This window comes from Massilia arenae (genome assembly GCF_008014745.1).
GTDB lineage: Bacteria > Pseudomonadota > Gammaproteobacteria > Burkholderiales > Burkholderiaceae_D > Telluria > Telluria arenae.
The window spans coordinates 165,015-178,054 of sequence record NZ_VPFD01000002.1 but is presented as its reverse complement, the minus strand read 5'-3'; the positions used below and the strand labels follow the sequence as shown (position 1 = coordinate 178,054).

Genomic DNA, 13,040 nt, shown 5'->3' with positions numbered 1-13,040 from the left:
CCGCTCAGGATACCACGCGGAAGCGCGACACCGAATCCTTGAGCTCCTGGGCCAGGGAGGCCAGTTCATGAATCGACCGCGCGGTCTGGCGGGTACCCTGCTGGGTATGTTCGGTCACCGACAGGATTTCCTGCATCTTGTCGGCCACGCCGGTGGCCTTGGTGGCCTGGCGCTCGGTGGCGGTCGACATGTCCCCGATCAGTTCACCGAGGCGGTTCGACACGCGCGAGATGTCCGACAGCGCGGCGCCGGCGGCGTCCGACAGGCGCGCGCCCTCGACCACGCCCTGGGTCGATTTTTCCATGGCCGCCACCGCGTCGTGGGTGTCGGTCTGGATGGTGCGCACCAGCGCGCCGATCTGCTTGGCCGCATCGCCCGAGCGTTCCGCCAGGCGCTGCACCTCTTCGGCCACCACCGAGAAGCCGCGACCGGCCTCGCCGGCCGACGCGGCCTGGATCGCGGCGTTCAGCGCCAGCACGTTGGTCTGCTCGGTAATGTCCGAAATGAGTTCGGTGATCTCGCCGATCTCCTGCGAGGATTCGCCCAGGCGCTTGATGCGCTTCGAGGTTTCCTGGATCTGCTCGCGGATCTCCTGCATGCCTTCGATGGCGTTCTGCACCGCGGTCGCGCCCTGCTCCGCCGCCGCCACCGACTGGCGCGCCACGCTGGCCGATTCGAGGGCCGAGCGCGACACGTCGGTGATCAGGCCGGCCAGTTTCATGGTGGTGCTGGATGCTTCCTGGATCTCGCGCGACTGGCGCTCGGCCGCGCCCAGCAGCTCGGTCGAGACCTGCTGCGCGCCGTTCGAGGCGCGCGCCACCTGTTCCGAGGTCTTGATGACGCGCACCACCAGCTCGCGCAATTCCTCGACCGTGTAGTTGACCGAGTCGGCGATCGCGCCCGTGATGTCTTCCGACACCGTGGCCTGCACCGTCAGGTCGCCGTCCGCCACTTCTTGCAGCTCGTTCATCAGGCGCAAAATCGCGGCCTGGTTCTGGTCGTTGGTGGCCTTGGCTTCTTCTTCCTTGGCCTGGGCCAGCTGGCGCATCGCTTCCGCTTCGCGGCGACGCTCGTCGGCGGCGCGCGCACGGGAGGCGGCATCGTGCAGCATGGCGCGCGAGATGCCCAGCGCCGCGACCAGGGTAAACAGGGCGGCGCCGACCGTCAGCCAGAACCAGCCGCTGGTGCCGGCCTGGTCGCGTTGATAGTCGCCGTGCAGCTTGGCCAGCATGACGCGCAGCTGCTCGCTGTCGCGCGAGATCACGCGCTCGGCGGCGCGCGCGCTGGCGTAGTTGGTCAGATTGCCCAGCAGCGGGGTGATGGTCTTGACGTACTCGTCGAAGCTGTCGCGGGTGCGCGCCAGGCGCATGCGCTGTTCGAGGTCGGTCAGCGGCGCCAGGCCCAGCTTGCCGCCGCCGTCGAGCAGGCCGTCGACGATCGCGCGCAGCGACTCGATGTCGCCCATGATGTAGGTCACCGCGTTCTGGGCCGAGCCCGGGGTGGTGAAGGTCTGGGTGCCGGCCGACAGGCGCTGGGCCAGCGACTGCATGCTCAGCGCCGCCACCTGGCGGCGGGCGTCGCTCGACTCGTCCTTTTGCAGGCGCTCGGCGATCGCCGTCAGTTCGGGGCCGACTTCTTCATACTGGCGCAGGCTGACGCCGAAGGCCAGCAGGTTGCGCTTGTTGGCGATGATGCTGGCGGCGGCCTTGGACGAGGCGTTCCACAGCACGATCGCCTTTTGCAGGTCGTCGGCGCGCTGGCCGCTGGCGGCCGGGATGCGGCCGGTCGGCGACTGGCCGCCGCGCGCCAGCAGGTCCAGTTCGCGGCCCAGCTGGGTGCGGCTGTCTTCGAGCTGGTCGAAGGCGGCGGCATCGCCGCGCAGCGCGATCGGCGCCGCCTTGGCGAAACGCTGGGAGTGCATCACGGCGTCGCCGGTCACCTGGCTCTGGCCGGCCAGGCGGGCGTCGTGCGCAGAATTCTGCCAGGCCGCCAGCATGGTCAGCAGCACGCCGCCAACGAAGACGCCCAGCAGCAGGTTCAGGCGGCTGGGCTGGAACTGACTGCCGAACTGCCCCCCGACCTGGACGGCGCGCAGGTCGCCGGCGCTTTCCGCCGCCAGCGCCTCGCTCGCGCTGCGGCTGCGAAAGCCCCCCAGCCGGCGCGCGGCCGCGGTGGCCGAACCGCCGCTGTCGGCGTTTTGCGGGGACTCGCCGGGCGTGGCCGCATCGACAGCGGCATCATCCTTGGCGAAAAAATTCGTGGTCAGTTTCGAAGCGAATCCCATTACTGCTCCCTGTTTCCTGCTTGTGAGTGTGGTTGTTTTAGCGTGCGACCTGTAGGAATCGCTCTTCGCGCACCAGCGCCGCCAGCGACAGCGGCGTCCAGGTATTGCCGTCGGCGTCGCGCAAGGCATCCCCCACGCGTTCCATCGCACTGGCCTGGCGCAGTCCGTAGACGTTCGAGGCTAGCAAGGCGCAGTTGAAGCCGAGATGCGGTGCGAACACCACCAGGCGCGGCGTCGCCGGACCATCGGGCGCTGCTTCCTCGCCCAGGTAGCGCGCCAGGTCGATCACGCCCAGCAGGCTGCCGCGCACATTGGCCAGGCCCAGGTACCAGGGCTGGGTCAGCGGGACGGCGGTCAGGGGCGGAGGCGCGACGATCTCGCCGGCCTCGAGCAGGTCGACCAGGTAGCGCGTGGCGCCGATCGCCAGGCCCAGCTGGCCGGTGCTGGCGCCGGCGCCGGTTTTGGCCGCCTGCATCTTTCCCAGCAGCTGCTCCTGGTACAGGCGCAGGCGGGTACGGCGCGCCGCGGGATCGCGCCGGCCGCCCTCTTCACTCTCGCCGACGTCGCCCGCAGTGACCGTCATGCGCTCACACTGCCGGCGGTCGCCAGGGCCGCGATGCTGGCCAGCAGGCGCTCGGGATCGACCGGCTTGACCAGGTAATCCTTCGCGCCCTGGCGCAGGCCCCAGATGCGGTCGGTTTCCTGGTTCTTGCTGCTGCAGATGATGACCGGCAGCGCCGCCAGCTCCGGGTCGCGCGCGATGGCGCGCGTGACCTGGAAGCCGTTGGCGCCCGGCATGACCACATCCATGAGGATCAGTTCGGGGCGTTCGGCGCGGATGCGCTCGATCGCTTCGTCGCCATTCACGGCGGTGCTGACGGTAAAGCCGTTCTTCACCAGGATGTCGGTCAGGTACAGTCGTTCGGTCGGGGAGTCGTCGACGATGAGGATCTTGTTGATGGCCACTTACGGCTCCGGGTCAGTAGGTAAATCAGGCCTGGGGCGTGGCGTGCTCGCGCACGGCCGCCAGCAGGCTGTCTTTGGTAAAGGGCTTGGTGAGATAGGCGCTGGCGCCGACCATCGCGCCGCGCGCGCGGTCGAACAGGCCATCCTTGGACGACAGCATCAGCACCGGCGTGGCGCGAAAGCGCGCGCTCTTCTTGATCAGGGCGCAGGTCTGGTAACCGTCCAGGCGCGGCATCAGGATGTCGCAAAACACCAGCGCCGGATGATGGTCGTTGATCTTGGCCAGGGCGTCGAAGCCGTCGTCGGCCAACACCACCTGGTAACCGGCCTGGTTCAGGAAAATCTCGGCGGAGCGGCGGATCGTGCTGCTGTCGTCGATTACCATGATGGTCAGGGCCGTGGATTGCGGCGATGTCGTCATTTTCGTTTCACTTCGGCTTGAAGCGCCACGATAGCACAGCGCATCTTTCTTGTGCGCAAAGTGTTGCAGGGAGTCAACTACCCCGCAACATGGCATCCCGAGAGTGGACGAGATGCCATTATCAAGCTGATCACGTTGTGATCTTTATTGCATGGCTCGAGGTTCAGATCATCGTCATTTCGAAGTCGTCCTTGCGCGCGCCACACTCCGGGCAGGTCCAGTTCATCGGAACGTCGGCCCAGCGCGTACCGGGAGCGATGCCGTCGTCGGGCGAACCGGTAGCCTCGTCGTAGACCCAGCCACAAATCAGGCACATCCAGGTCTGGAAAGGCGCGGTGGATTCGGTACTCACAGTATTGGTCCTTGTATCTAGTAAAATGTGGAATCGGAATCCGGCATCTTAATCTACCCGACGTGCAAAACCAAACGTTCCCCCTCATCCTGAGCTTCGGCGTCTGCGATCCTGTCGGCGCCATCGGCGTACAGGCGGATTGCGCCGCATTCGCCGCCCTCGGGTGCCATGGGCTGTCGGCCATCGCCGGCCTGCTGGTCTCGGACAGCGCACGCATCGAGAATATGTACGAGCTCGACAGCGACTGGATGGCCGAGCAGGCGCGTACCCTGCTGGAAGACATGCCGATCGCCGCCTTCAAGGTCGGCGCCGTCGGCTCGGCCCTGCACCTGGCCGCGATTGCCGAGATCGTGTCCGACTACCCGGACGCGCCGCTGGTCCTCGATCCCTTCCTGTCGGCCCTGCCCGACGCCGGCCTGGGCGACGAGGAAATGCTGTCCGCGCTGCGCTCGATCCTGGCGCCGCAGGCCACCGCGCTGATCCTGTCGCAGTCCGAACTGGGCCGCATGGCCGAGCTGTGGCGCGATGGCGCCGACGGCAAGGACGGCGACTTCGAGGAAGACGTGGCCGAGCTCACCTCGAGCGGCTTGCATTACGTGCTGGTGACCGGCAGCCGCGACGAACACGGCGCCTGCTCGAACCGCCTGTACGACGCCAGCGGCGAAGTCGCGCGGGTCGACTGGCAGCACCTGCCCGGCCCCTTCCTGGGCGCCGGCAACACCTACTCGGCCGCCTTCACCGCCTGCCTGGCGCGCGGCATGGACGCGCCGCAGGCGCTGGCCCTGGCCCAGGAGTACACCACCGGCGCGCTCGAGCATGCGCAGCGCTTCGGCATGGGCAAGTTCATTCCCAGTAAATTCTTCCGTCCGTAGTCACGCGTAGCGCGCGGACGGGTTCTTTTCATTCACGAAGCATCGATCATGACCACTGAACACACCACCTCGCGCAACGACACCCTGTTCGCCCGCGCCCAGCAATCGACCCCTGGCGGCGTCAATTCGCCGGTGCGCGCCTTCCGCTCGGTGGGCGGCACCCCGCGCTTCATCGAACGCGCCAAGGGCCCGCATTTCTGGGATGCCGACGGCAAGCGCTATATCGACTACATCGGTTCGTGGGGCCCGGCCATCCTGGGCCACGCCCGTCCCGAAGTCGTGAAGGCGGTGCAGGCCGCGGCCGAGAATGGTCTATCTTTCGGCGCACCGACCGAGGGCGAGATCGAGATCGCCGAGGAAATCTGCCGCCTGCTGCCGTCGATCGAGCAGGTGCGCCTGGTCTCGTCGGGCACCGAGGCGACCATGAGCGCCCTGCGCCTGGCGCGCGGCGCCACCGGCCGCGACAAGATCGTCAAGTTCGAAGGCTGCTACCACGGCCACGCCGATTCGCTGCTGGTGAAGGCCGGCAGCGGCCTGCTCACCTTCGGCAACCCGACCTCGGCCGGCGTGCCGGAAGACTTCGTCAAGCACACCCTGGTGCTCGACTATAACAACGTCCCGCAGCTGGAAGACGCCTTCGCCTCGATGGGCGACACCATCGCCTGCGTGATCGTGGAGCCGGTGGCCGGCAATATGAACCTGATCCGCGCCACCCCGGAGTTCCTGCAGCGCATGCGCGAACTGTGCACCGAACATGGCGCGGTGCTGATCTTCGACGAAGTGATGTGCGGCTTCCGCGTGGGCCTCGAAGGCGCCCAGGGCATGTACGGCATCACCCCCGACCTGACCGCGCTGGGCAAGGTGATCGGCGGCGGCATGCCGGTGGCAGCCTTCGGCGGGCGCGCGGACCTGATGCAGAAGATGGCCCCGATCGGCCCGGTGTACCAGGCCGGCACGCTGTCGGGCAATCCGGTGGCAGTGGCGGCCGGCATGACCACGCTGAAGCTGATCCAGGAAGACGGCTTCTACGAGCAGCTGACGGCGACCGCCGACCGCCTGGTGACGGGGCTGACCGCGGCGGCGCAAGAAGCCGGCATCGATTTCTGCGGCGACTCGGTGGGCGGCATGTTCGGCTTCTACTTCTCGAAGGACGTGCCGGGCAGCTATAGCGAGATGATGGCGGGCGACAAGGAACGCTTCAACCGCTTCTTCCACGGCATGCTGGAGGAAGGCGTGTATTTTGCGCCGGCCATGTTCGAGGCGGGGTTCGTGTCGATCCAGCACGACGACGCCGTGATCGACGAGACGATCGAGGCGGCGCGGCGGGTGTTCAAGCGGATCGGCTAAGGATGGGGGACGGTGCAATGCCGTCCCGCCTATTCCATTGTTGACTGATGGCCGTCGTTCCCGCGCAGGCGGGAACCTAAGTTCTTAACCTACCACTAGGGCAAATCGCAGTGGCAGCGCACAGGACTTGGATTCCCGCCTGCGCGGGAATGACGATTCAGCGGTTAGAGGAAGAATGCCGGTGCGGGTCTGCGAACCTGAGCCCAAGTGAACGTTACTTCAACCACCCGCGCCGGCGGAAGTACAACAACGGCGCCACCGCGCTGGCCGCCATCAGGGCGATCGCGAACGGATAGCCGAAGCGCCAGTTCAGTTCCGGCATCAGGGCGAAGTTCATGCCGTACAGGCTGGCGATCAGGGTCGGCGGCAGGAAGGCGACCGAGGCCACCGAGAAGATCTTGATGATCTTGTTCTGGTTGATGTTGATGAAGCCGACGGTGGCGTCCATCAGGAAGTTCACCTTGTCGAACAGGAAGGACGTGTGGCCGTCGAGCGACTCGATGTCGCGCAGGATCTGGCGCGCTTCCTCGAACTGGTCGGAATTGAGCAGCCGGCCGCGCATCAGGAAGCTGACCGCGCGCCGCGTGTCCATCATATTGCGGCGGATGCGGCCGTTCAAGTCTTCCTCGTGCGCGATGGCGTTCAGCGCGGCGGCCGCGTCATTGTCGGTGAATTCCTTCTGCAGCACGCGGGTCGAGACTTCTTCGAGGCTTTCGTAGATGCCCTCCAGCGCGTCGGCCGAATACTCGGCGTCGGTCGCGTACAGGTCGAGCAGCACGTCCATATAGTCTTCGATCGAGCCGGGCCGCGAACGCGCGCGCATGCGCACCAGGCGGAACACGGGCAAGTCGTCGTTATGGACCGAGAACAGGATTTTGCCGGACAGGATGAAGGCCACCGTCACCACGCGCGATGGGCCGTCTTCTTCTTCGAGCAAAAAGTCGGTGCGCAGGTGCAGGTCGCCGTTTTCGGCCTCGTAGTAGCGCGCCGAGGCTTCGATGTCCTGGACTTCGTCCTCGCCCGGCAGGGTGACGCCATACTTGGACTTGACCCAGGTGCGCTCTTCTTCGTCCGGATCGGTCAGGTCGACCCAGACCGGCGCGACGTTTTCCAGGTCTTCCCGGGAAGCGATCGTTGCCTGATTCAGGCGGCCATTCTGTAGGACAAATACGTTGATCATGCGCTGGGTCTCGTTCGCTGTTCTTGCAAATCTCTAGCCGGGTCGGAAAGTAGCGCAAGTGTAACCGTTCGCCGTGCACTGAGCCAACTCAGTAACGACAATTTCGCGTCAAGGCACCTCGGCGAAACGCATCTGGCGCATGATCGCGTTGGTGCGGCGCTGCAGATAATTGGTCGTGCCGTGCTTGTCGTAGTAGCGCGGGTTGGGCAGCATTACCGCCAGCCGGGCGGCCTGGGCCGGGTTCAGCTTGGCCGCCGACGTCTTGTAGTAGTAGCGCGCAGCAGCTTCCGCGCCGAACACGCCGCGGCCATACTCGACCACATTCAGGTAGAGCTCGAGGATGCGCTCCTTGCTCATCACCGTCTCGAGCATGAAGGCGATCACCAGCTCCTGCCCCTTGCGCACATAGCTGCGCGAGCCGGACAGGAACAGGTTCTTGGCCAGTTGCTGGGTTATGGTCGAGCCGCCGCCGACCACCTTGCTGCGCCGGTTGTTGCGCTCGTAGGCGCGCTCGATGCCTTCCCAGTCCACGCCATTGTGCACGCTGAAGTTGGCGTCTTCCGACGCCACCACCGCGCGCTTCAGGTTGCGCGAGATGCGCTCGTACGGCACCCACTGGTGCTTGAGGGTCGCGTTCGGATTTTTTTCGCGCAGCTGGGACAGCTGCTCGCGCATGAAGCTGGTCGAGCCGGGATTGAATTGGGAATACCAGCACACCATCGCAAAGAAATACAGCTGGACCAGCAGCACCAGCAGCAGCGGGGCCAGGAAGATCCACTTGATCCAGCGGCGCCCGGTCGGCGCGGCCTTGCGCGACTTGGCCATGGTCAGCCTGCCTGGCGCGTCGCGGCCAGCACGGCATCCGTTTCCGGCCGCACGCCGCGCCACAGCAGGAAGGCTTCGGCCGCCTGCTCGACCAGCATGCCCAGGCCGTCGCGCACACTAGCGCCATGGCTCGCGGCGAATGCCATGAACACGGTCGGCTCCTTCCCGTACATCATGTCCAGCGCCAGCACGCCGGGGCCGAATACCGATGGCGGCACGGGCGGCACGTCGGCCGCCAGGCTGGCCGAGGTGGCGTTGATGACGACGTCGAAGCCGCCCTCCACGTCGGCGAAGCCGCTCACCGCCAGCCGGTCCGCGTGCGCCGCGAAATCGGCCGCCAGCCGTTCGGCCGTCACCAGCGTGCGGTTGGCGATCACGATCTGGCGCGGGTTTTCCGTCAGCAGCGGCAGCAGCGCGCCGCGCGCCGCGCCGCCGGCGCCCAACAGCAGGATGCGCTTTCCGGCCAACGGCACGCCGGCATTGCGCACGATGTCCGCCACCAGGCCGGGGCCGTCGGTGTTGTCGCCGACGATCTCGCCGTGGTCGAAGATCAGGGTGTTCACGGCGCCCGCAGCCTGGGCGCGCGGCGCCAGCCGGGTCGCCAGCCGCGCCGCATCGAGCTTGAACGGCAGCGTGACGTTGGCGCCCCGATAACCTTCGGCGACCAGGCGCCGCACCGTGGCCTCGAAGCCGTCCAGTGGCGCCAGGCAGCGTTCGTACGCCAGATCCTGGCCGGTCTGCAGCGCGTAGGCGGCGTGGATCTGCGGGGATTTGCTGTGGGCGATCGGATTGCCGATGACGCAATAGCGGTCGCTCATTTGGCGGCTTCTCCAAGGGTTGCCTGCATCTTGTCCTCACGGGTGAAACGGAAACGGGTGAACACTTCCCACAGGTCGTCCTTGCCCTCGGTGCGCATATTGGCCGGGAAGGCGCCGAACGGCGCCGAGCGGCGCACGATCTCGAGCGCGGCCTTGTCGAGGGCCGGGTTGCCCGAGCTGCGCTCGATGCGCGGGCCGCCATCGCCCAGGTACAGGGTGCCGTCCTGGAACACGGGGATGTAGACCACCAGGTCGCCATACAGCTTGCGGCCGGCCCGCTGCGGGAAGTTCAGCGTGCCGACTTCCTCGATGCGCTTCTGCATCGACTTGTAGTACAGCGCGTAGCCGACCTGGCGCGTGCTGGGCGTGATCTGCGTGCGCTTGGGGCGGCGGTTTTCTTCCTCGATGCGCTCGAAGATCTCGGCGCTGGTGCGCGAGATGGCGCGCGTGGTGTCGATATTGTCGTTGCCGGTGCGGGTCGGATCGGGCTTTTCGCGCTCGGTGACCGGCGGCGCGGTGAAATTGCCGCCGCTGCGGGCGCGCGTCAGCACGTTCTGCTGCAGGCGCTCGAGTTCGGCGATGCGGCGCTGCAGGGCCTTGATGCTGTCGCCGTCCTCGACCTTGCGCAGGTCGGGCAGCGGCGACTTCGCGCGGCCCGCCTCCGCCGTGCCGCCGCCGTCCAGGTTGGCCTGGGCCAGCGCGTCGGCCTTGGCTGGCGCCCGGTCGTGCTTGGCATTGACCAGCACCACCTCCAGTCCGGGATCGGCCGGCTGGTGGCGGAAAGCCTCCGGCGCGGCGAAACGCAGCGCCAGCAGGCCCGCGTGGGCTGCCACCGATACGGCCAGGGCGATCATCAGGGGACGGTTTTGGAGAAAGGACTTCACGCGCTACGGGTGGCCTGGTGGGGCTATTGAATCAGAGAATTAACCAATTCTAACCCGGCAGGAACGGTTGAGGGAGGTTGAAAACGTGAAGGATCCGGAACGTGGTCGGATCGATAACGCTAAGTGACTAAAGACCTGCGCTTTCTTTCCAAACTTCGAACGCATCAATGCTGCAAGTCAGGCAAAAACAGCCGCCAATCGAATTCTGGAGGATGAAAACTTAAACAAATATGTTTAAAAAACCACTTGCACTCTCACTCAAACCTGTCTAACTTAGACGTGTCGAAGCATACTGGGGACACGCGGTGAAACAGAGCGAGTTCGTCAGGTGGCTGAAGCTTCAAGGCGCGACGTTCAAGGATGGCACCAACCACTTGAAGGTCTACCTGAACGGGCAGCAGACCATCCTGCCGAGGCACCCGAGCAAGGAACTCAAGACAGGCCTTGTCGAGGGCGTAAAGAAGCAGTTAAAGCTCAAGTAATACACGCCATTAAGTCTTTGCCCCGCAGCACCGTACCACAGTAAATTAGATGCAAGCCATGGAGTGCGTATGAAATACCCTGCAACCTTCACCCCAGCCGACGAAGGCGGATTCGTCGTCACGTTCCGAGATATCCCTGAGGCGATTGCCCAAGGCGACGATGAGGAAGAGTCGCTCAAGGAAGCGCAAGATGCGCTCGTCACCGCGATGGACTTTTACTTTGAGGATAGCCGGCCCGTACCCGCGCCTTCGAAAGCACGCAGAGGCGAGCGCCTGGTCGCCCTGCCATTGAGCGTGTCGGCCAAGGTGCTGTTGCTGAACGCGATGATCGAGCGTCAGGTCGGTCCTTCCCAGTTGGCCCGCCTCATGGGCATCAAGCCCCAGGAAGTAAATCGCATTATCGACCTGGGCCATAACACGAAGATCGATACCGTCGCGAACGCGATGGCCGCGCTCGGACGCGAATTGGATGTCGTTGCCGTCTAGTGACGGTTAGCGGCGATATCATTCAATTCGACATCGGCGCCGATAACCATCACCGCGACGGCGGGTGACCCGCCAACCCTACGAAGCCGACGCCGGCGCCGGCTGCGGCGCATCCCCCGTATCGACCGCCGCCACCGCACCCTCGGCCTCGATCACCTCGGCCACCGCCGCTTCGCCGGTGTCCGCTTCTTCCTCGTAGTCGAGCGACGCATCCGGTTCGGCCGACGCCACCTCGAGCAGGCGCGCTTCAAGGTTCAGTTCGATCTCGTCCCAGCGCACGATGTCGAGTTTCACCTGGGCGCCGCGCGCCACTTGCGGCATGCCGGTCAGGCGCACCACCAGTGGCACGTCGACCAGGCGCACCAGCTCGTCCTTGAGCACGACGGCCTCGGCCTGCTTCACCTGCTCTTGCGCCAGCCAGCGCAGGCACCAGTAGCGCTCCATATTCTGCTGGAAGTCGTTATAGGCCGCGTACGCGGCGTCGAAGCTCGAGACGATCGCGAACAGGGTCGCGTCGCGGTGCTTGAACGGCGCCACCAGCGGCGCCGTCACGCCGTGCTCGGAGGCGGCCAGGATCTGCCACTGGTTGACCAGGTCGGTGTAGCGGCGCAGCGGCGAGGTGCTCCAGGCGTACTGGTCCACGCCCAGGCCCTGGTGCGGCGCCGCGTGCGTGACCATGCGCACCTGCATCTTGGCGGCCCAGCCGCCGGCGCCCGGCGTCTGCGAGCGGTAGATGCCCGGCACGCCCGAGTCGTGCAGCAGCTTGCCCCAGGTGCTGTTGGCGAAGATCATCAGCTCGGCCACGATCTTGTCCAGCGGCGCGCCGCGCTTGCGGCGCACGATCGAGACCACGTCGTCCTCGACGTAGAAATTGAAGTCGACCCGATTCGCCTGTTCCGGCTTGAGGCCGAAGGCTTCGCGCTTCTTCATGCGGCCCGCTTCCAGCTGCAGCGCCCACTTCCACAGCAGGCCCAGCTCTTCCTTGTGCGGATAGTCGCCCTCTCCGCTATCCAGCGTCTCTTCATTGACCACGTGATCGAGGTCGTTATGGCGCAGATTATTCTTGATCGGCACGCGCTCGGCGCGGGTCGTGGTCGACTTGACGCTCCAGTCGCTCGGATCGAGCACGGCGTACAGCGACAGGGCCGGGCAATCGTTGCCCTCGGCCAGGGTGAAGGCATTGACGACCTCGTCCGGCAGCATCGTGATCTTGTCACCCGGCATATACACGGTAGACATGCGCGCGCGGGCGATCTTGTCGATCGCGTCGTCCGGACGGATGCCCAGGCCCGGCGCGGCGATGTGGATGCCGACCTGCACGCTGCCATCGTCCAGGTGCACGACCGAGAAGGCGTCGTCGATCTCGGTGGTGGTGACGTCGTCGATCGAGAAGGCGGCAACATTGGCCAGCGGCAGGTCGCCCGGCGCCTTCGGGATCTCTACCGGCGCGAAACCGGCGCCGCGCGGGAAGTGCTCGAACAGGAAGCGGCCCATGTGCAGCTCTTTCGGCGAGGCCAGGCCGCCGACGTCCAGCATCAGGCGCGGCGCGCTGGTCTGCAGTTCGTTGGCGGCGGTCTCGAAGGCCTTGTACTCGATAGTGTTCTTGTCGGGCTTGAACAGCAGCTGGTGCACGATCTGCTGCATCGAAGCGGGCAGCTTGCCTGCTTTCAGCTCTTCCACATAGCCGGCCTGGACGATGGCCTGCTGCTTTTTCTTTTCGATGCCGGCCAGGGCCGCCTTCAGCGACTGTTCCGGCGCCGCCTTGTAGCGGCCGCGGCCCTTCTTGTAGAAATAGATGGGCGAGCCATGCAGGGCCAGCACCAGGCCGGCCGCTTCGTGCGGCAGCGGCGCGTGACCGAAATATTCGGCGCCCAGCTCGGCGAAACCAAATTCTTCTTCGCCCGCGACTTCCCACAGGAAATCGAGATCGACTTCGGCCACGATCGCCTTGGCCGCGTCCAGCAGGGCTTGCGGCTCGGGTTTCTCGAACTGCAACAGCACGTCGCGCGTCTTGACCTTGGTGCGCTTACCGCTCGGCAGCTCCACCTGATAGGCCTCGCCTGCTTGCGACAGGATGGCGCCGACCTTGAAGTCGCCCGATTCCTCAAAAAATACGTTCATAT

General features: G+C 65.7%; 14 protein-coding genes. 4 read left to right on the top strand and 10 right to left on the bottom strand.

The annotated features are described in order from the left end of the window. Nucleotides 1–4 precede the first annotated feature (4 nt). The 5 genes from FVD38_RS02225 to FVD38_RS02205 all read right to left on the bottom strand — a co-directional run bounded on the left by FVD38_RS02225 (nt 5) and on the right by FVD38_RS02205 (nt 3,987). Nucleotides 5–2,284 (bottom strand): methyl-accepting chemotaxis protein, encoded by a 2,280-nt coding sequence (locus tag FVD38_RS02225; protein ID WP_147933336.1) that lies wholly within the window; start codon nt 2,282–2,284, stop codon nt 5–7. Nucleotides 2,285–2,321: 37 nt separating this feature from the next. Continuing rightward, a complete protein-coding gene (locus FVD38_RS02220) occupies nt 2,322–2,867 on the bottom strand; it encodes a chemotaxis protein CheW (RefSeq protein WP_147933335.1) in 546 nt (181 codons plus the stop codon). Continuing rightward, nucleotides 2,864–3,250 (bottom strand): response regulator transcription factor, encoded by a 387-nt coding sequence (locus tag FVD38_RS02215; RefSeq protein WP_147933334.1) that lies wholly within the window; start codon nt 3,248–3,250, stop codon nt 2,864–2,866. The genes FVD38_RS02220 and FVD38_RS02215 overlap by 4 nt, the downstream gene beginning before the upstream one ends. A gap of 25 nt (nt 3,251–3,275) precedes the next feature. Continuing rightward, a complete protein-coding gene (locus FVD38_RS02210; RefSeq protein WP_137174851.1) occupies nt 3,276–3,671 on the bottom strand; it encodes a response regulator in 396 nt (131 codons plus the stop codon). A gap of 163 nt (nt 3,672–3,834) precedes the next feature. After that, a complete protein-coding gene (locus FVD38_RS02205; protein WP_123072063.1) occupies nt 3,835–3,987 on the bottom strand; it encodes a rubredoxin in 153 nt (50 codons plus the stop codon). Nucleotides 3,988–4,085: 98 nt separating this feature from the next. On the opposite strand from FVD38_RS02205, the gene thiD reads away from it, so the two are divergent. Further along, the gene (gene thiD, locus FVD38_RS02200; protein WP_123072018.1) at nt 4,086–4,895 is read left to right on the top strand and encodes a bifunctional hydroxymethylpyrimidine kinase/phosphomethylpyrimidine kinase; all 810 of its coding nucleotides are present in this window, start codon (nt 4,086–4,088) and stop codon (nt 4,893–4,895) included. A 48-nt stretch (nt 4,896–4,943) separates the two neighbouring features. Next, complete coding sequence (gene hemL, locus FVD38_RS02195; RefSeq protein WP_147933333.1) at nt 4,944–6,242, top strand: glutamate-1-semialdehyde 2,1-aminomutase; 1,299 nt, start codon at nt 4,944–4,946, stop codon at nt 6,240–6,242. A 214-nt stretch (nt 6,243–6,456) separates the two neighbouring features. Here the strand turns inward: hemL and corA are convergent, their stop codons facing one another. The 4 genes from corA to FVD38_RS02175 form a co-directional block, all read right to left on the bottom strand. Continuing rightward, nucleotides 6,457–7,422, bottom strand: coding sequence for a magnesium/cobalt transporter CorA (corA, locus tag FVD38_RS02190; RefSeq protein ID WP_123072015.1), 966 nt, complete (start codon nt 7,420–7,422; stop codon nt 6,457–6,459). A 108-nt stretch (nt 7,423–7,530) separates the two neighbouring features. Further along, nucleotides 7,531–8,247 (bottom strand): monofunctional biosynthetic peptidoglycan transglycosylase, encoded by a 717-nt coding sequence (gene mtgA, locus FVD38_RS02185; RefSeq protein WP_147933332.1) that lies wholly within the window; start codon nt 8,245–8,247, stop codon nt 7,531–7,533. A 2-nt stretch (nt 8,248–8,249) separates the two neighbouring features. Then, nucleotides 8,250–9,065, bottom strand: coding sequence for a shikimate dehydrogenase (gene aroE, locus FVD38_RS02180; protein ID WP_147933331.1), 816 nt, complete (start codon nt 9,063–9,065; stop codon nt 8,250–8,252). Further along, nucleotides 9,062–9,919, bottom strand: coding sequence for a TonB C-terminal domain-containing protein (locus tag FVD38_RS02175; protein ID WP_147933424.1), 858 nt, complete (start codon nt 9,917–9,919; stop codon nt 9,062–9,064). The genes aroE and FVD38_RS02175 overlap by 4 nt, the downstream gene beginning before the upstream one ends. Before the next feature lie 335 nt (nt 9,920–10,254). Here FVD38_RS02175 and FVD38_RS02170 point away from each other — a divergent pair, with 335 nt between their 5' ends. Together FVD38_RS02170 and FVD38_RS02165 are read left to right on the top strand one after the other, a co-directional pair. Then, nucleotides 10,255–10,431, top strand: coding sequence for a type II toxin-antitoxin system HicA family toxin (locus tag FVD38_RS02170; protein ID WP_147933330.1), 177 nt, complete (start codon nt 10,255–10,257; stop codon nt 10,429–10,431). Nucleotides 10,432–10,500: 69 nt separating this feature from the next. Then, nucleotides 10,501–10,917, top strand: a complete 417-nt coding sequence (locus FVD38_RS02165; protein ID WP_147933329.1) for a type II toxin-antitoxin system HicB family antitoxin — start codon at nt 10,501–10,503, stop codon at nt 10,915–10,917. A 78-nt stretch (nt 10,918–10,995) separates the two neighbouring features. Here the strand turns inward: FVD38_RS02165 and FVD38_RS02160 are convergent, their stop codons facing one another. Beyond that, nucleotides 10,996–13,038: a ribonuclease catalytic domain-containing protein gene (locus FVD38_RS02160; RefSeq protein WP_147933328.1), complete on the bottom strand. Its 2,043-nt coding sequence runs from the start codon at nt 13,036–13,038 to the stop codon at nt 10,996–10,998. Nucleotides 13,039–13,040: the final 2 nt, after the last annotated feature.

Coding starts and splice junctions, on each gene's coding strand:
- aroE (WP_147933331.1), bottom strand. CDS start 9,065: ATGAGCGACCGCTATTGCGTCATCGGCAATCCGATCGCCCACAGCAAA.
- FVD38_RS02175 (WP_147933424.1), bottom strand. CDS start 9,919: ATGATCGCCCTGGCCGTATCGGTGGCAGCCCACGCGGGCCTGCTGGCG.
- FVD38_RS02160 (WP_147933328.1), bottom strand. CDS start 13,038: ATGAACGTATTTTTTGAGGAATCGGGCGACTTCAAGGTCGGCGCCATC.
- FVD38_RS02210 (WP_137174851.1), bottom strand. CDS start 3,671: ATGACGACATCGCCGCAATCCACGGCCCTGACCATCATGGTAATCGAC.
- FVD38_RS02225 (WP_147933336.1), bottom strand. CDS start 2,284: ATGGGATTCGCTTCGAAACTGACCACGAATTTTTTCGCCAAGGATGAT.
- FVD38_RS02165 (WP_147933329.1), top strand. CDS start 10,501: ATGAAATACCCTGCAACCTTCACCCCAGCCGACGAAGGCGGATTCGTC.
- mtgA (WP_147933332.1), bottom strand. CDS start 8,247: ATGGCCAAGTCGCGCAAGGCCGCGCCGACCGGGCGCCGCTGGATCAAG.
- FVD38_RS02220 (WP_147933335.1), bottom strand. CDS start 2,867: ATGACGGTCACTGCGGGCGACGTCGGCGAGAGTGAAGAGGGCGGCCGG.
- FVD38_RS02205 (WP_123072063.1), bottom strand. CDS start 3,987: ATGTGCCTGATTTGTGGCTGGGTCTACGACGAGGCTACCGGTTCGCCC.
- hemL (WP_147933333.1), top strand. CDS start 4,944: ATGACCACTGAACACACCACCTCGCGCAACGACACCCTGTTCGCCCGC.
- corA (WP_123072015.1), bottom strand. CDS start 7,422: ATGATCAACGTATTTGTCCTACAGAATGGCCGCCTGAATCAGGCAACG.